The 17218-nt window shown below is 71.4% G+C and carries 12 protein-coding genes; 5 read left to right on the forward strand and 7 right to left on the reverse strand.

All coding sequences use genetic code 11. The annotated features are described in order from the left end of the window. Nucleotides 1–71 precede the first annotated feature (71 nt). Complete coding sequence (locus AB0Q90_RS07900) at nucleotides 72–848, forward strand: thioredoxin domain-containing protein (RefSeq protein WP_363158142.1); 777 nt, start codon at nucleotides 72–74, stop codon at nucleotides 846–848. Nucleotides 849–929: 81 nt separating this feature from the next. Next, a complete protein-coding gene (lgt, locus tag AB0Q90_RS07905) occupies nucleotides 930–1892 on the forward strand; it encodes a prolipoprotein diacylglyceryl transferase (protein ID WP_363158143.1) in 963 nt (320 codons plus the stop codon). Between the two features lie 51 nt (nucleotides 1893–1943). Here lgt and AB0Q90_RS07910 read toward each other — a convergent pair whose 3' ends face one another. The 7 genes from AB0Q90_RS07910 to AB0Q90_RS07940 all read right to left on the reverse strand — a co-directional run bounded on the left by AB0Q90_RS07910 (nucleotide 1944) and on the right by AB0Q90_RS07940 (nucleotide 9731). After that, entirely contained in the window at nucleotides 1944–2753 is an 810-nt protein-coding gene (locus AB0Q90_RS07910; protein WP_363158144.1) for a CoA ester lyase, read from the reverse strand. Beyond that, nucleotides 2750–3940, reverse strand: coding sequence for a CoA transferase (locus AB0Q90_RS07915; protein ID WP_363158145.1), 1191 nt, complete (start codon nucleotides 3938–3940; stop codon nucleotides 2750–2752). The genes AB0Q90_RS07910 and AB0Q90_RS07915 overlap by 4 nt, the downstream gene beginning before the upstream one ends. Next, nucleotides 3937–4830 (reverse strand): ribokinase, encoded by an 894-nt coding sequence (rbsK, locus tag AB0Q90_RS07920; RefSeq protein ID WP_363158146.1) that lies wholly within the window; start codon nucleotides 4828–4830, stop codon nucleotides 3937–3939. Before rbsK ends, AB0Q90_RS07915 begins: the two co-directional genes overlap by 4 nt. Continuing rightward, a complete protein-coding gene (locus tag AB0Q90_RS07925; protein ID WP_363158147.1) occupies nucleotides 4827–6266 on the reverse strand; it encodes an ADP-ribosylglycohydrolase family protein in 1440 nt (479 codons plus the stop codon). Before AB0Q90_RS07925 ends, rbsK begins: the two co-directional genes overlap by 4 nt. Next, nucleotides 6254–7429: an ADP-ribosylglycohydrolase family protein gene (locus tag AB0Q90_RS07930; RefSeq protein ID WP_363158148.1), complete on the reverse strand. Its 1176-nt coding sequence runs from the start codon at nucleotides 7427–7429 to the stop codon at nucleotides 6254–6256. Before AB0Q90_RS07930 ends, AB0Q90_RS07925 begins: the two co-directional genes overlap by 13 nt. A gap of 8 nt (nucleotides 7430–7437) precedes the next feature. Next, nucleotides 7438–8604 (reverse strand): ADP-ribosylglycohydrolase family protein, encoded by a 1167-nt coding sequence (locus AB0Q90_RS07935; RefSeq protein WP_363158149.1) that lies wholly within the window; start codon nucleotides 8602–8604, stop codon nucleotides 7438–7440. A 101-nt stretch (nucleotides 8605–8705) separates the two neighbouring features. Beyond that, the gene (locus AB0Q90_RS07940; protein WP_363158150.1) at nucleotides 8706–9731 is read right to left on the reverse strand and encodes an ADP-ribosylglycohydrolase family protein; all 1026 of its coding nucleotides are present in this window, start codon (nucleotides 9729–9731) and stop codon (nucleotides 8706–8708) included. A 261-nt stretch (nucleotides 9732–9992) separates the two neighbouring features. Between AB0Q90_RS07940 and AB0Q90_RS07945 the strand changes: the two genes are divergently transcribed. The 3 genes from AB0Q90_RS07945 to AB0Q90_RS07955 all read left to right on the forward strand — a co-directional run bounded on the left by AB0Q90_RS07945 (nucleotide 9993) and on the right by AB0Q90_RS07955 (nucleotide 17157). Then, complete coding sequence (locus tag AB0Q90_RS07945) at nucleotides 9993–10724, forward strand: VIT1/CCC1 transporter family protein (RefSeq protein WP_363158151.1); 732 nt, start codon at nucleotides 9993–9995, stop codon at nucleotides 10722–10724. Between the two features lie 381 nt (nucleotides 10725–11105). Beyond that, nucleotides 11106–15698 carry a glutamate synthase large subunit gene (gene gltB, locus AB0Q90_RS07950; RefSeq protein WP_363158152.1) on the forward strand — a complete coding sequence of 1531 codons (4593 nt, stop codon included), beginning with the start codon at nucleotides 11106–11108 and terminating at the stop codon, nucleotides 15696–15698. After that, complete coding sequence (locus tag AB0Q90_RS07955) at nucleotides 15691–17157, forward strand: glutamate synthase subunit beta (RefSeq protein ID WP_363158153.1); 1467 nt, start codon at nucleotides 15691–15693, stop codon at nucleotides 17155–17157. Before gltB ends, AB0Q90_RS07955 begins: the two co-directional genes overlap by 8 nt. Nucleotides 17158–17218: the final 61 nt, after the last annotated feature.

The raw sequence follows: 17218 nt of genomic DNA on the forward strand, positions 1-17218 counted from the left end.
AAGCGGTCACTCGAACGGGTGGACCTGGGATCGGGGAGGCGCTGGGCGCCTCCCCGGTTCGTTTCCGGGGTGTGAGCGAGAAGAATCGTGAGGGAAAGCGCACCGCCCGGGAGCGGCTGGCGGTCGAGCGCGAGAAGCAGAAGTCCGCGGAGAAGCGACGGCGCGCGCTGATCGTGGGGGCGAGCGTCGTCTGCGTCCTGGGGCTCGCGGCGGTGATCGGCATCGTCGCGGCCAACGCCGGCAAGGACGACAGCGGCGACTCCGCGGGCCCCGTCGTGGTGCCCTCGGGAGCGCAGGGCGAGGACAGCCTCGCGATCCCCGTCGGCAAGGAGGGCGCGAAGTCGACGCTGGTCGTCTGGGAGGACTTCCGCTGCCCCGCCTGCAAGTCCTTCGAGGACGCCTATCGCTCGACGATCCACGAGCTGACGGACGCCGGTCAGCTGAGAGTGGAGTACCGCCTGGCGACGATCATCGACGGCAACATGGGCGGCACGGGCTCGCGCAATGCCGCGAACGCCGCGGCCTGCGCCCAGGACGCCGGAAAGTTCGTCGACTACCACGACGTGCTCTACCAGAACCAGCCTGCCGAAACCGACGACGCCTTCGCCAAGAACGCCAAGCTGTTCGAGCTGGCGGCCAAGGTCGACGGCCTCAACACGTCGGCGTTCCGCACCTGTGTCGAGAAGGGCACGCACAACAGCTGGGTCGCCAAGTCCAACGACGCCTTCCGCAGCGGCGGCTTCACCGGCACGCCCACCGTTCTGCTCGACGGCAAGAACATCTACCAGGACCAGTCGATGACCCCGGCCAAGCTGAAGCAGCAGGTACAGGAGGCGGCCGCGGGGTGAGGGGTTCTCGCCGCCCGTTATGGAGCCGTAGCCGGGCTGCCCGTCGCGTGCCCGGCCCGGCACGGTAGCGTCGACCTTGCCATGGAACTTGCCTACATCCCCAGCCCGTCGCGCGGAGTGCTGTACCTCGGCCCCGTTCCGCTGCGCGGCTACGCGTTCTGCATCATCATCGGCGTCTTCGTTGCGGTCTGGCTCGGCAACAAGCGCTGGATCGCCCGCGGCGGGCGGGCCGGCACGGTGGCCGACATCGCGGTCTGGGCCGTTCCCTTCGGCCTCGTCGGCGGCCGGCTCTACCACGTGATCACGGACTACGAGCTGTACTTCAGCGAGGGCCGTGACTGGGTCGACGCCTTCAAGATCTGGGAGGGCGGCCTCGGTATCTGGGGCGCCATCGCGCTCGGAGCGCTGGGCGCCTGGATCGGCTGCCGGCGCCGCGGCATCCCGATGCCCGCCTACGCCGACGCCGTCGCCCCCGGAATCGCCTTTGCGCAGGCCATCGGCCGCTGGGGCAACTGGTTCAACCAGGAGCTGTACGGCAAGGCCACCGACCTGCCGTGGGCCGTGGAGATCACGTCCTCCTCGGACGGGCGGGTGCCGGGCACCTACCACCCGACGTTCCTGTACGAGTCGCTGTGGTGCATCGGCGTCGCGCTGCTCGTCATCTGGGCCGACCGGAAGTTCACGCTGGGCCACGGACGGGCGTTCGCGCTGTACGTCGCGGCGTACTGCGTCGGCCGCTTCTGGATCGAGTACATGCGGGTCGACGAGGCCCACCACATTCTCGGTCTGCGGCTGAACAACTGGACCGCGCTGGTCGTGTTCCTGCTCGCGGTGCTGTACATCGTGCTGTCGGCGAAGAAGCGGCCGGGCCGCGAGGCTGTGGTCGAGCCGGGCGCGGGTGGCTCCGACGGTGCGGCCGAAGAGGGCGCGAAGACCGACGGTGACGCGGAGGCCGAGGGCGAGGAAGAGGCCGCGGAAAAGGCGGAGGCCGCCGAAGTGAAGGACGAAGCCAACGACGAGGCCGGGTCGGCGAAGAAGAGCTGACCGGTCGGTCGTACGAGGATGAGGGCGCCCGGGTTGGCCGGGCGCCCTTCGTCAATTCCGGCGCGCGAGGGACAGGGTGCGGTGGGCTTCCGCCACCACCGCCGCGTCGATGAAGGTGCCGTCCGGGAGGGCTTGGGCGGACTCGCTCGCGGTGGCCGCCTTGATGATCGTTTCCGCGTGTTCCAGTTGCTGCTCCGTGGGCAGGTAGGCGCGTTCGATGACCGGGAGCTGGCGGGGGTGGATGGCCGTTCGGCCGACAAAGCCCAGGGCGCGGCCGTGGGCGCAGGACGCGGCCAGGCCGTCGAGGTCGCGGGTGTCGGGGTGGACCGACTGGGGCGGGGGCGGCAGGCCGGCTGCCCGGGCTGCGACGATCACTCGGGAGCGGGGCCAGTCCAGGCCCGTGTCCTCGCGTACGCCCAGGTCGGCGCGGAGATCGGCCTCGCCGAGCGCGATGCCGTGCAGGGCGGGGTGGGCACGGGCGATCGGGTAGGCGTGCTCGATGCCGAGGGCCGTTTCCAGCAGGGCGTACAGGGCGTGGGACGTGGTCGCGGCGACACGGCGGATCTGCTCGGGGGAGGTGACCTTGGGCAGGCGCAGGCCCGAGACACCGGGGAGGGCGGCCAGGGCCCGGAGGTCCGCGGCCGCCGGGGGAGTGCCGGGGGCGTTGACGCGGACGTGCACCGGGACCGGCTGCGGGTCGGCGAGGAGGTCGGCGGTGGCGGCGCGGGCGTACTCCTTGCGGTCCGGGGCGACCGCGTCCTCCAGGTCGATCACCACGACGTCGGCGCCGGCCAGCAGGGCCTTGGCCACCACGTGAGGGCGGTCGCCGGGGGCGTAGAGCCAGGTCAGGGGTGTGGTCATACGGCGCCGTCCGCGCGCAGCGACGCCACCTCGGCCAGGGTCAGGCCCAGTTCTCCGAGGACCTCGTCCGTGTCGGCGCCGTGCGGGCGGCCCGTCCAGCGGATCGCGCCCGGTGTGGCGGAGAGGCGGAAGAGGACGTTCTGCATGCGCAGCGGGCCCAGGTCCGGGTCGTCGACCGTGGTGATGGTGTCGAGGGCCTGGTATTGCGGGTCCGTCATCACCTCCCGTACGTCCTGGATCGGTGCGACCGCGGCCTCCGCCTTCTCGAAGGCGGCGAGGACCTCGTCCTGGGTGCGTTCGGCGATCCAGCCGCCGACCGCCTCGTCCAGGACGTCGGCGTGACGGGCCCGATCGGCGCCCGTGGCGAACCACGGCTCGTCGATCAGGTCCGGCCGGCCCACCAGGCGCAGCACGCGTTCCGCCACCGACTGGGCCGAGGTGGAGACGGCGACCCAGCTCCCGTCGGCCGTGCGGTAGAGGTTGCGCGGGGCGTTGTTCGCGGAGCGGTTGCCGGTGCGCTGCTGGACGTAGCCGAGCTGGTCGTACCAGGTGGGCTGGGGGCCGAGGACCGACAGCATCGGCTCGATGAGGGCGAGGTCGACGACCTGGCCCTCGCCGGTGCGCTCGCGGGCGGCGAGCGCAGTGAGCACGGCGTACCCCGTCGCAAGGCCGGCGATGGAGTCGGCGAGGCCGAAGGGCGGCAGCGTCGGCGGGGCGTCCGGTTCGCCGGTGAGCGCGGCGAAGCCGCTCATCGCCTCGGCGAGGGTGCCGAAGCCGGGGCGGTGGGCGGAGGGCCCGAACTGGCCGAAGCCGGTGACCCGGGTCAGCACCAGCCGGGGGTTGACGGCGGACAGCTCCGGCCAGCCGAGGTCCCACTTCTCCAGGGTGCCGGGGCGGAAGTTCTCGATGACCACGTCCGCGGTGGCGGCGAGGCGAAGCAGCGTGGCGCGGCCGCCCGGGGTCGACAGGTTCAAGGTGATCGTGCGCTTGTTGCGGCCGAGGTGCTTCCACCACAGGCCGATCCCGTCCTTCGACGGGCCGTGGCCGCGGGACGGGTCGGGCTTCGCGGGGTGCTCGATCTTGATGACCTCGGCGCCGAAGTCACCGAGCATGGTGGCGGCGAGAGGACCGGCGAAGAGGGTGGCGCAGTCCAGGACCCGCAGGCCGGCGAGGGGTGCGGGCGTCATGAGGCGTACTGCGCGTCGATCTCGGAGCGGTACGGCATCGAGTCCGACGCCCCGGCCCGCTGGACGGACAGCGCGCCGGCCGCGGCCGCCCAGGCCAGCGCCTCCCGCATCGGGCGGCCCTCGGCGAGCGCCACCGCGAGTGTGCCGGCGAAGGTGTCACCGGCGCCGGTGGTGTCCACGGCGGTGACCCGGGGCGCGGGCACGGTGACCGGCTCGGCGCCGCGTGCCGCGTACAGGCTGCCCGCCGCGCCCAGGGTGACGACCACCTCCGGGACCTGGTCGAGCAGGGCGAGGGCCGCGCCGCGCGGGTCGGTGCGGCCGGTGAGGGTGGCGGCCTCGTGCTCGTTGGGGAGCAACAGGTCGACGGAGGCGAGGAGTTCGGCGGGCAGCGGCTGGGCGGGCGCCGGGGTGAGGACGGTGCGGACGCCGTGGGCGCGGGCGGCCTGCGCGCCCGCGTAGACCGCGGCCAGGGGGATCTCCAGCTGGAGCAGCAGGGCGTCGGCGGAGGCGATGAGGCCCTCGTCGCCGGGGGCGAGGTGGTCGACGGTGCCGTTGGCGCCGGGAATCACGACGATCGCGTTGCCGCCCTCGTCGTCCACGACGATATGGGCGGTGCCGGACGGGCCCTCGACCGTGCGCAGATGGTCGGTGTCGACGCCGGAGTGTTCGAGGGTGGAGCGCAGCCGGGCGCCGAAGGAGTCGTTGCCGACCGCGCCGATCATCGAGACGGTGGCGCCCGCGCGGGCCGCCGCGATCGCCTGGTTGGCGCCCTTGCCGCCGGGGATGGTGCGGAACTCGCGGCCGGTGACCGTCTCGCCGAGCTGCGGGGCCTTCTCGACGAAGGCGACGAGGTCCATGTTCGTGCTGCCGAGTACGGCGATATGGGTCATGGGCGGACTGCCTCCCGGTGGGTGAGGTGGGCCAGGGTGTCGAAGCCGATGCCGTTGAAGTCGCCGACGGAGGTGGACAGCCGGTTCTTCAGGGGGGTCGTCCAGCGGTCGGGGAGGGCGGACGGGGTGCCGGCGAGGAGGGCGGCGATGCTGCCGGCCGTGGCGCCGTTGGAGTCGGTGTCCCAGCCTCCCGAGACGGCACGGCAGATGGAGCCGGTGAAGTCGCCGTCCGCGTGGGTGAGGGCGGCGGCGATCAGGGCGGTGTTGGGGATCGCGTGGACCCAGTGGTGGGTGTGGGTGGCGTGGAGGTGGTCCACGACGGTGTCGAAGTTCTCGTGCTCCTGGGCCAGTTGGACGGCGTGGGCGACTGCCGTGGCGAGGCGGGAGGCCGGGGGGATCACGGTGAGGCCGGTGCGCAGGCAGGTGTGGATGTCGTTCGTGCCGGTCGCGGCGCTTGCGATGGTGGCGGCCGTGAACATCGCCGCGTAGACGCCGTTGGCGGTGTGGGTGAGGGCGGCGTCCCTGTGCGCCTGCTCCGCTGCGGCTGCCGGGTTGCCGGGGTTGGTCCAGCCGTGGACGTCGGCGCGGATCAGGGCGCCGATCCATTCGCGGAAGGGGTTGCGGTGGTCGGCCGTGCGCGGGGGTTCCAGGCCGGAGAGGAGATTGCGGTAGGCGACGCGTTCGGCGGTGAACGTGCGGCCGGCGGGGAGTTCGTCGAGCCAGAGGGTGGCCACGTCGGTGGTGGTGAAGGTGCGGCCGTGGCGCTGGAGGAGGAGCAGGTTGAGCAGGGGGTAGTTGAGGTCGTCGTCCTCGGGCATGCCGTCGATGTTCTCGGCGAGGGAGGTGGTGGCGGAGCGGCGGTTCCAGGGGTGGGTGGTGAGGAGGTCCTGGGGGACGCCCTTTGCGGTGAAGTAGGTGTGGAGGGGCCAGTTGCCGGTGGATTTGGCTAGGGCGCGGATGGCGTCCAAGGGGAGCTTCTCCACGGGTTTGCCGAGGAGGCAGCCGATGGCTCTGCCGAGCCAGGCCGCTTCGTAGTGGGGCGGGGTGGGGGCTGGGCGGGGGTGGGTTGCGCAGCCCGGCGCTTGCGGGGTGCCGCCTGCGCCCACCCGTGCCGCCCCAGGCGGCACGCATGCCCGCAGGCTGACGGCAGGGCTGGGCCACGACGGGCAGGAAGCCTTGATCTTGGCGAGGCTGGTCGGCTCCTCTTCCGTCAACTTGCTCGGCAAGTCCGCCAGTTCGTCCAGCAGGTCCTCCGCGAGCTGGCGGAGGTAGCGCGACGCCGGTTCCGGGGAGGCGCCCGCCCGGAGTGGGGCCTCCTGGCCGCCCGCCGCTCTCCAGCGGGCCGCGATCGCCAACGGCTCTCTGCCGTCCTGCACCGCCTGGCGCAGTTCGTGGCCGATCAGGTCCTCCGGCTGGACCCAGGTCAGTCGGAGCATCCCGTGCCTCCGAGGTCGGTGAAGGCCTGTTCGTGGGCGCGGCGGCGGCGTACGTCCCGTTCGAAGATCTCCCGGGTGACTTCGGCGAGCGTTCGGGGCGGTGCCCACAGGTCCAGGCGGCTGGCCTCGGCGACCTGTTTCGACCAGTCCTCGGGGACCGGGGAGCCGAGGGCGCCGGACAGGGCGCCGGCCATCGTGGCGATGGAGTCGCAGTCGCGGCCGTAGTTGACCGAGCCCAGCACCGCGTGGCGGAAGTCGCCGGACGCGATCAGCAACATGCCGAGCGCGACGGGGAGTTCCTCGATCGCGTGCAGTCGGGACGGGCGGCGGGCGCCGAGGGAGGGGGCGCGGTAGTCGGGGCCGACGGTGTCGTACGGCGCCACCGCCTGCCGCAGCGGGTCCAGTGCCGACTCGAACTCCGTGTGCCGCGCCGCCACTTCGCACACCCGCTCGATCGCCGTTCGTGTGCCGTCCTTCGCCAGGGTCAGGCACGTCGAGACGATCGAGTCCGGGGTCGCGCCCGGTGCGGTCGCCGCTGCCACCGCCGCCGCGAAGACGCCCGCCGCCTCACGGCCGTACGAGGACTGATGGGCGCCCGCGATGTCGAGCGCCTCGGCGTAGGCGGCGCGCGGATCGGCCGCGTTGACCAGGCCGACCGGGGCCATGTACATCGCGGCACCGCAGTTGACGATGTTGCCGGTGCCCGCCTCGCGGGGGTCGACATGGCCGTAGTGGAGGCGGGTGACGAGCCACTTCTCGGCCAGGAAGATCCGTTGCAGGGGGAGCGCCTCCGCCTCCAGCTCCGGGATCCAGCGCGGGTTCGTCATCAGGTCCGGGACCAGGTGGTCGGCGATGGCGTACGCATCCAGGTGGTCGCGGACCGTCGCGTACACCCGGACCAGGGCGTGGGTCATCAAGGTGTCGTCGGTGACGTGGCCGTCGCCCTTGTGGTACGGGGCGATGGGGCGGGCGGTGCGCCAGGCGTCGCCGTTCCAGGGGCCGACGATGCCGTGGACGCGGCCGCCGTGACGTTCCAGGATCTGCGCGGGGGAGTAGCCCTCCACGGGGCCGCCGAGGGCGTCGCCGACGGCGGCTCCGACGAGGGCTCCGGTGATGCGGTCGTCCAGGCTTGTCCCTTGGTTTTCGGTTGCTTTGGCCGTCATGTGCCGAATCATCCTCCTGATCGGGCCGGTTGCGTGGCTTCGAGGAGTTCGGCGAGTTCCACCAGGTCGGTGCCGGTGAGCCGGGGCAGGGCGCAGCCGGAGAGGGTGCGGCAGGAGTCGCGCCAGGAGGAGGGGATCGACGCGCCGCCGCCCAGCGCTCCGGTCAGGGCGCCGGCGAGGGCGGGGGCGGAGTCGGCGACGCGGGAGAGACAGGCCGCCGCCGGTACGGCCTCGGCGATCCGGCCGCGGGCCGCGGTGGCGAGGGCGAGGGCGACGGGGACGGTCTCGGCGGCGGCGATGCCGTAGCTGTAGACGTGGTCGACGATCTGGTGTTCCAGGTGGGGGACGAGGGCGAAGGCGCTGTCGGCGTCGCGGGCGAGGGTGAGGGCGTGACGGGCGTTGCGGCCGATCTCCGTGCCGGGTGGGAGCTCTTCGAGCGCGGCCGTGACGCAGGCGTCGACGTCGGCGCCGGACAGGGCGAGGGCGAGGGCGGCGGCCATGGCGCGGGCGCCGTGGACTCCGTCGCCGTCCTGGGTGTAGCGGGCGTCGAACTCGGCGAGCGCGGCGGCGAGTCGGGGGTCGCCGGGGTGGGCCACGGCGAGGACGCAGGCCCGTACGCAGGCGGCGTCGTCGAAGTAGTGGGGGTTGTCGTGGCCGGTGGCGGGTGGGCGGAGGCCGGTGGCGAGGTTGCCGAGGCCTGCCCTTACCGAGATGCGGGCGCGCAGGGGGAGTACGGCGGATTCGACCTCCGGGGCGCGGTCCGCTGCCGCGGCGACTTCGCTGGCGAGGGCGTTCCAGGTGAGGTCGATGGCGGCTCTGGTGCGGCGTTCTCGGCTGAGGTCGCCGAGGGCGGTGTCGTCGCCGGCGCGGAGTACGGCTTCGGCGGCGAAGGCTGCCCATTCGGCGTCGTCGGAGGGGCCCAGGCGGAGGGGTTCGGGGGGTTGGTTCAGGGCGATGGGGACGGGGAGGGTGGTGGTGGCGTTCTGTTCGGCGAAGGTGTCGAGTTCGCGGGTGAGGCGGCGGGTCCAGTCCGGCATGCGGGCGGCTCGGTGGCGGGCGGCGGGCCAGCCGGCGGCGTCGCCTGCGGCGAGGCCGAGGAGGAGGCCTTCGATACGGCGGGGGCCCGCGGCGGAGCCGCTGGATGCGGTCGCCCTCGCCGCCCCTACCCGTCCCACCTCCAGGGGCTCCGCCCCTTCGACCCCGCTGGGGGCTGCGCCCCCAGACCCCCCTTCGGCCTGAACGGCCTCGTCCTCGAACGCCGGACGGGCTGGGAGGGTCACTGGTCCCCCTCCGCTGCCAGTACGTAGTCACCCGGCGTCAGCAGGTCCGCCACGTCCAGTACGTGGTGGCCGCGCATCGCCGGTAGGCAGCTTCCCCGTGCCGGGCCGATTGCCTCCGCCCACTCCGCCGGGATGGTGGCCGCGCCCCGGGTCGCTCCCGCCAGCGCACCCGCCACCGCCGCCGTCGTGTCCGCGTCGCGGCCCATGTTGACCGCCGTCAGTACGGCCTGGACGAAGTCGCCGTCCGCGGCCGCGTAGGCGCCGAAGGCGAGGGCGACCGCCTCGGGGGCCAGGTCCGTCCAGGGGTAGCCGCCGATGACGACCGCGGAGCGGACGGCGCGTTCGCCTCGGTGGGCCACGGCCACGGCGCGGCGCAGGGAGCGGGCCGTCCAGGAGTCGTCCGGGACCACCGCCAGGGCCGAGGCGACCACCGCGATCGTCGGCGCCCCGGCCATCGCCGCCGCCACGCCCGCCGCGACGGCCTGACCGCCGTAGATGCCCTCGCCGTCGTGGCTCACCGAGCCGTCGATCGCCACCAGGCGGGCGGCCTCGGCGGGGCGACCCGCGGCGAAGACGCCGAAGGGGGCCGCCCGCATGGCCAGGCCGTCGCTCCAGGCGTGGCGGTGCTGGGCGGAGATGGGGGCGGCCAGGCCCCGGCGGAGGTTCTCCAGCGTGCCGCGCTCGCTGAAGCCGGCGCCGCGGAAGGGGCCCTCGTCGCGGTCGGCGATCCACTCGTGCCAGGCCGCCTCCACATGGGCCGGGGTGAGGGCCGAGCCGTGGCGGGCGAGGAGGAGGCCGGAGAAGATCGCGTACTCCGTGTCGTCCGTGCCCGAGGGGTGCTCCGCCACGTAGCCGGTGATGCGGCCCCAGCGGGCTCGGATCTCCGAGGGCTTCATGTTCTCCGCGGGGGCCCCGAGGGCGTCTCCCACGGCCAGGCCGAGCAGCGCGCCGCGCGCCCGGTCGCGGAGTTCGGCGGCGTCCCCCGGCGCCGGGACCGAGGGGATGCAGGCGATCGATGCCATACGCGGCCTCTCCTCCGGGGGCTCCCAGGAGCCCTTTGCGGATGTGTCCCACGGGAGGGGGCGGGGAGAGCCTCGGCGGCCTCAGCGTCACCCGGTCGACATCTGTGCAGCCTCTCCATCGAATGAGCGATCGAGGGGAAAAGTGCAGGTTAGCCCAGCCTTTCCTTGCTGGCGATCACGGAATAGGCGGCGTAGATTTTGGGTTGTCAAAGAGTAGAAACTGTCTAAACTTAGCCTTTCCTAAGTTCAAGGGGGACCATCGTGGCCATCATCGAGACCCAGGCGCCGCTGCACGTGGCGCACCGCGACAACCACACCCACCGCGATGTGAACGGTGGCTGGCTGCGGCCGGCGGTCTTCGGTGCCATGGACGGGCTTGTCTCCAACCTCGCCCTGATGACCGGTGTCGCGGGCGGAGCGGTCAGTCATCAGACCGTCGTGCTCAGTGGTCTCGCCGGGCTCGCGGCCGGCGCCTTCTCCATGGCCGCCGGTGAGTACACCTCCGTGGCCTCGCAGCGCGAGCTGGTCGAGGCCGAGCTGGACGTGGAGCGGCGGGAGCTGCGCAAGCACCCGAAGGACGAGGAGGCCGAGCTGGCGGCCCTCTATCGTGCGCGGGGCGTTGAGGACCGGCTTGCCCGGGAGGTTGCCCGGCAGCTCTCCCGTGATCCCGAGCAGGCCCTGGAGATCCACGCCCGTGAAGAGCTCGGGATCGACCCGGGCGACCTGCCCTCTCCTACGGTCGCCGCCGTGTCGTCCTTCGGTTCCTTCGCGTTGGGCGCGTTGCTGCCCGTACTGCCGTATCTGCTCGGTGCGACCTCGCTGTGGCCGGCCGTGCTGCTCGCTCTCGTCGGGCTGTTCGCCTGCGGCGCCGTCGTGGCCAAGGTGACCGCGCGGACCTGGTGGTACAGCGGTTTGCGGCAGCTTGCCCTGGGTGGTGCCGCGGCCGGTGTGACGTACGCCCTGGGCACTCTGTTCGGAACCGCCGTAGGATAGCTCGACTGGAACTTATGCGTTGGGCCGCATAAGTAGCCGTTACTCGCTGGTTTCGAATGCTTAACCACCGGGCATGAGCCGTAAGCGCTGTGGGCAATGACGCCTGCGGCGCACTCGCGGGGTGGGCGAAGACGCCCCCTCCGCCCCTCGGGCCGACGGATACCGATCTGTCCTGTTTGGTCCCACACACTTCAAGCCACGTGCGCGAAACCCTTGTCGCCACTGCGTGGTGTCCGCATGTTGGAACGGAGTATCCGGTTCCCGAGAACCGCTCCATCATGTAACCTGCACGAAATTTTGATCTCATCGCAGATCTCACGCAGAGGGCCAACGTCGTCCCTCGGCACCTGCCAAATGCCACTGACGACGACGGGAGAGCCGATGCGTACGCCGCGCCAGCCGTCCCAGCACTCCACGAATGGCCAGAACTGGTCGTTCATGGATGCTCGCCCTGCTGCGCAGGGTATGTACGACCCCCGCAATGAGCGCGACGCCTGTGGCGTCGGCTTTGTGGCCACCCTCACCGGCGAGGCGAGCCATGCGCTGGTCGAGCAGGCGCTCACGGTTCTGCGCAACCTGGAGCACCGCGGTGCCACCGGCTCCGAGCCCGACTCGGGTGACGGCGCGGGCATCCTGTCCCAGGTTCCGGACGCCTTCTTCCGTGACGTGGCCGGGTTCGAGCTGCCCGAGGCCGGTGCGTACGCCGTCGGTATCGCCTTCGTGCCGGAGGACGTCACCACCGAGGCCGTCTCACAGATCGAGACGATCGCCGGTGAGGAGGGGCTGACCGTTCTGGGCTGGCGTGAGGTTCCCGTCGCGCCCGAACTGCTCGGCGCCACCGCCCGGTCCACGATGCCGGCCTTCCGCCAGATCTTCGTCGCCGACGGCGCCAGCAAGGACATCGCGCTCGACCGCAAGGCGTTCGTGCTGCGCAAGCGCGCCGAGCGCGAGGCCGGCGTCTACTTCCCGTCGCTGTCCGCGCGGACGATCGTCTACAAGGGCATGCTGACCACCGGTCAGCTGGAGCCCTTCTTCCCGGACCTGTCCGACCGCCGCTTCGCCTCCGCGATCGCGCTCGTGCACTCCCGGTTCTCCACGAACACCTTCCCGTCGTGGCCGCTCGCCCACCCGTACCGCTTCGTCGCGCACAACGGTGAGATCAACACCGTCAAGGGCAACCGCAACTGGATGGTCGCCCGCGAGTCGCAGCTCGTCTCCGACCTCTTCGGCGAGCAGAAGCTCGACCGGGTCTTCCCGATCTGCACGCCGGACGCCTCCGACTCCGCCTCCTTCGACGAGGTGCTCGAACTCCTGCACCTGGGCGGCCGTTCGCTGCCGCACTCCGTGCTGATGATGATCCCGGAGGCGTGGGAGAACCACGACTCCATGGAGCCGGCCCGCCGCGCCTTCTACCAGTTCCACTCCACGATGATGGAGCCCTGGGACGGCCCGGCCTGTGTCACCTTCACCGACGGCAAGCAGGTCGGCGCGGTCCTCGACCGCAACGGCCTCCGCCCCGGCCGCTACTGGGTCACCGACGAGGGCCTCGTCGTCCTCGGCTCCGAGGTCGGCGTCCTCGACATCGACCCCTCGAAGGTCGTCCGCAAGGGCCGGCTGCAGCCCGGCAAGATGTTCCTCGTCGACACCGTCGAGCACCGCATCATCGAGGACGACGAGATCAAGGCCCAGCTCGCCGCGGAGAACCCGTACGCGGAGTGGCTGGAGGCCGGTGAGATCGAGCTCGGCGACCTGCCCGAGCGCGAGCACATCGTGCACACGCACGCCTCGGTCACCCGCCGCCAGCAGACCTTCGGTTACACCGAGGAGGAGCTGCGCGTCATCCTCGCGCCGATGGCCAAGACCGGTGGCGAGCCGCTCGGTTCGATGGGCACCGACTCGCCGATCGCCGCGCTGAGCGAGCGTCCGCGACTGCTCTTCGACTACTTCACGCAGCTGTTCGCGCAGGTCACCAACCCGCCGCTGGACGCCATCCGCGAGGAGCTGGTCACCTCGCTGCGCTCGTCGCTCGGCCCGCAGGGCAACCTGCTGGACCCGACGGCCGCGTCCTGCCGTACCGTCGTGCTGCCCTTCCCGGTGATCGACAACGACGAGCTGGCCAAGCTCATCCACATCAACGCCGACGGCGACATGCCCGGCTTCAAGGCCGCGACCCTCTCCGGTCTGTACCGGGTGCACGGCGGCGGTGACGCCCTCGCCGCGCGCATCGAGGAGATCTGCGCCGAGGCCGACGCCGCCATCGACAACGGCGCCCGCCTGATCGTCCTGTCGGACCGCCACTCCGACGCCGAGCACGCGCCGATCCCCTCGCTGCTGCTCACCGCGGCCGTCCACCACCACCTCATCCGCACCAAGCAGCGCACCCAGGTGGGCCTGCTGGTCGAGGCCGGTGACGTCCGCGAGGTCCACCACGTCGCCCTGCTCATCGGCTACGGCGCCGCCGCCGTCAACCCGTACCTGGCGATGGAGTCCGTCGAGGACCTGCTGCGCGCGGGCACCTTCATCAACGGCCTGGAGCCCGAGAAGGCCATCCGCAACCTGATCTACGCCCTTGGCAAGGGCGTGCTGAAGGTCATGTCCAAGATGGGCATCTCCACCGTCGCCTCCTACCGCGGCGCCCAGGTCTTCGAGGCCGTCGGTCTCGACCAGGCCTTCGTGGAGGAGTACTTCAACGGCACGGCCACCAAGATCGGCGGCGTCGGCATCGACGTCATCGCCAAGGAGGTCGCCGCCCGCCACGCCAAGGCCTACCCGGCCTCCGGCATCGCGCCGGCCCACCGTGCGCTGGAGATCGGCGGCGAGTACCAGTGGCGCCGCGAGGGCGAGCCGCACCTGTTCGACCCGGAGACGGTCTTCCGCCTCCAGCACTCGACGCGTGCCAACCGCTACGACATCTTCAAGAAGTACACGGACCGCGTGAACGAGCAGTCCGAGCGGCTGATGACGCTCCGCGGCCTGTTCGGCTTCAAGTCCGACCGGCCCTCGATCTCCATCGACGAGGTCGAGCCCGTCTCCGAGATCGTCAAGCGCTTCTCCACCGGCGCCATGTCGTACGGCTCCATCTCCAAGGAGGCGCACGAGACCCTCGCCATCGCCATGAACCAGTTGGGCGGCAAGTCCAACACCGGTGAGGGCGGCGAGGACCCGGACCGTCTGTACGACCCGGCCCGCCGGTCCAGCATCAAGCAGGTGGCCTCCGGCCGCTTCGGTGTGACCAGCGAGTACCTCGTCAACGCCGACGACATCCAGATCAAGATGGCCCAGGGCGCCAAGCCCGGCGAGGGCGGCCAGCTGCCCGGCCACAAGGTCTACCCGTGGGTCGCCAAGACGCGTCACTCGACGCCGGGCGTGGGCCTGATCTCCCCGCCGCCGCACCACGACATCTACTCCATCGAGGACCTGGCCCAGCTGATCCACGACCTGAAGAACGCGAACCCGCAGGCGCGGATTCACGTGAAGCTGGTCTCCGAGGTCGGTGTCGGCACGGTTGCGGCGGGTGTGTCGAAGGCGCACGCGGATGTCGTGCTCATCTCGGGTCACGACGGTGGTACGGGTGCTTCTCCCCTTACTTCCTTGAAGCACGCGGGTGGCCCCTGGGAGCTCGGTCTCGCCGAGACCCAGCAGACCCTGCTGCTCAACGGCCTGCGCGACCGTATCGTCGTGCAGACCGACGGCCAGCTGAAGACCGGCCGTGACGTCGTCATCGCCGCGCTGCTCGGCGCCGAGGAGTTCGGTTTCGCGACCGCGCCGCTCGTCGTCTCCGGCTGCGTCATGATGCGCGTCTGCCACCTGGACACCTGCCCAGTCGGCATCGCCACCCAGAACCCGACGCTGCGCGACCGGTTCTCCGGCAAGGCCGAGTACGTCGTGAACTTCTTCCAGTTCATCGCCGAAGAGGTCCGCGAGATCCTCGCCGAGCTGGGCTTCCGCTCCATCGAGGAGGCCGTCGGCCACGCCGAGGCCCTCGACGTGGCCCGCGCGATCAGCCACTGGAAGGCGCAGGGCCTGGACCTGGAGCCGCTGTTCCACGTGCCCGCGCTGCCCGAGGGCGCGGTCCGCCACCACCTGATCGCGCAGGACCACGGCCTGGAGAAGGCGCTCGACAACGAGCTCATCAAGCTCGCCGCCGATGCGCTGTCCGCCGACTCCGCGACCGACGCCCAGCCGGTGCGCGCCCAGGTCGCCATCCGCAACATCAACCGCACGGTCGGCACCATGCTCGGCCACGAGGTGACGAAGAAGTTCGGTGGCGCGGGCCTGCCCGACGACACCATCGACATCACCTTCACCGGCTCCGCGGGCCAGTCCTTCGGTGCCTTCCTGCCGCGCGGTGTCACGCTGCGCCTGGAGGGCGACGCCAACGACTACGTCGGCAAGGGCCTCTCCGGCGGCCGTGTCGTCGTCCGCCCGGACCGGGGCGCCGACCACCTCGCCGAGTACTCGACCATCGCGGGCAACACCATCGCCTACGGTGCGACCGGCGGCGAGCTGTTCCTGCGCGGCCGGACCGGTGAGCGGTTCTGCGTCCGCAACTCCGGTGCGCTGGTCGTCTCCGAGGGCGTGGGCGACCACGGCTGCGAGTACATGACCGGCGGTCACGCGGTGGTGCTCGGCGAGACGGGCCGCAACTTCGCGGCCGGCATGTCCGGCGGTGTCGCCTACGTCATCGACCTCGCCCGGGACAACGTCAACGTCGGCAACCTCGACGCGGTCGAGGCGCTGTCGGCCGACGACAAGCAGTGGCTGCACGATGTGGTGCGCCGCCACGCGGAGGAGACCGGCTCGACGGTCGCCGAGAAGCTGCTCGTCGACTGGGACGCGTCCGCGGAGCGCTTCAGCAAGATCATCCCCAGCACGTACAAGGCAGTGCTCGCCGCCAAGGACGCCGCCGAGCGAGCCGGTCTCTCCGAGACCGAGATCACCGAGAAGATGATGGAGGCGGCGACCAATGGCTGATCCCAAGGGCTTTCTCAACCACGGCCGCGAGGTCGCCAAGTCCCGTCCCGTGGACGTCCGGCTGAAGGACTGGAACGAGGTCTACGTCCCCGGCTCCCTGCTGCCGATCATCAGCAAGCAGGCCAGCCGGTGCATGGACTGCGGCATCCCCTTCTGCCACAACGGCTGCCCGCTGGGGAACCTGATCCCCGAGTGGAACGACTACGCCTACCGCGAGGACTGGTCGGCCGCGCAGGAGCGCCTGCACGCCACCAACAACTTCCCGGAGTTCACCGGCCGCCTGTGCCCGGCTCCGTGCGAGTCGGCGTGTGTGCTCGGCATCAACCAGCCGGCCGTCACCATCAAGAACGTCGAGGTCTCGATCATCGACAAGGCGTGGGAGACCGGTGATGTCGCGCCGCAGATCCCCGAGCGCCTGTCCGGCAAGACGGTCGCCGTCGTCGGCTCCGGCCCGGCCGGCCTCGCCGCCGCCCAGCAGCTGACCCGGGCGGGTCACACCGTCGCCGTCTACGAGCGCGCGGACCGCATCGGAGGCCTTCTCCGGTACGGCATCCCCGAGTTCAAGATGGAGAAGCGGCACATCAACCGCCGTATCGAGCAGATGCGCGCGGAGGGCACCCGCTTCCGTACCGGCATCGAGATCGGCCGCGACCTGAAGTCGACCGATCTGAAGAAGCGGTACGACGCCGTGGTCCTGGCCGTCGGTGCCACGACCGCCCGTGACCTGCCGGTGCCCGGGCGGGAGCTCAAGAAGGGCATCTACCAGGCCATGGAGTACCTGCCGCTGGCCAACAAGGTGCAGGAGGGCGACTACGTCACCGCGCCGATCTCGGCCGAGGGCAAGCACGTCGTCGTCATCGGCGGCGGCGACACCGGCGCGGACTGCGTGGGCACCGCCCACCGCCAGGGCGCGGCCTCGGTGACGCAGCTGGAGATCATGCCCCGCCCGAACGACGACCGGAACCCGGTCTCCCAGCCGTGGCCGACCTTCCCGATGCTCTACAAGGTCACCTCGGCCCACGAGGAGGGCGGCGAGCGGATCTACTCCGTCTCCACCACCCACTTCGAGGGCGACGAGGACGGCAACGTCCAGTGGCTGCACCTGGTCGAGGTCGAGTTCGTCGAGGGCAAGCTGACCCAGAAGCCGGGCACGGAGCGCAAGATCCCCGCCCAGCTGGTCACCCTCGCCATGGGCTTCACCGGCACCGACCGGGAGAACGGCCTCGTCGAGCAGTTTGGTCTGGACCTCGACGAGCGGGGTAACATCGCCCGCGACGCCGACTTCCAGACCAACGTGCCCGGAGTGTTCGTCGCCGGTGACGCCGGTCGTGGCCAGTCGCTGATCGTGTGGGCGATCGCGGAGGGCCGTTCGGCCGCGCGCGGCGTGGACCGCTTCCTCACGGGGGCCAGCGACCTGCCGGCGCCGATCCGCCCGACGGACCGGGCCCTGATGGTCTGACGGTCCGTTTAGGACCGCTCAAGAGACGTCCCGTACAAAGGCGTACGGAACACAGACGGCG

The sequence above is a fragment of the Streptomyces sp. NPDC079141 genome (assembly GCF_040686775.1).
In the GTDB taxonomy this organism is placed as follows: Bacteria; Actinomycetota; Actinomycetes; order Streptomycetales; family Streptomycetaceae; genus Streptomyces.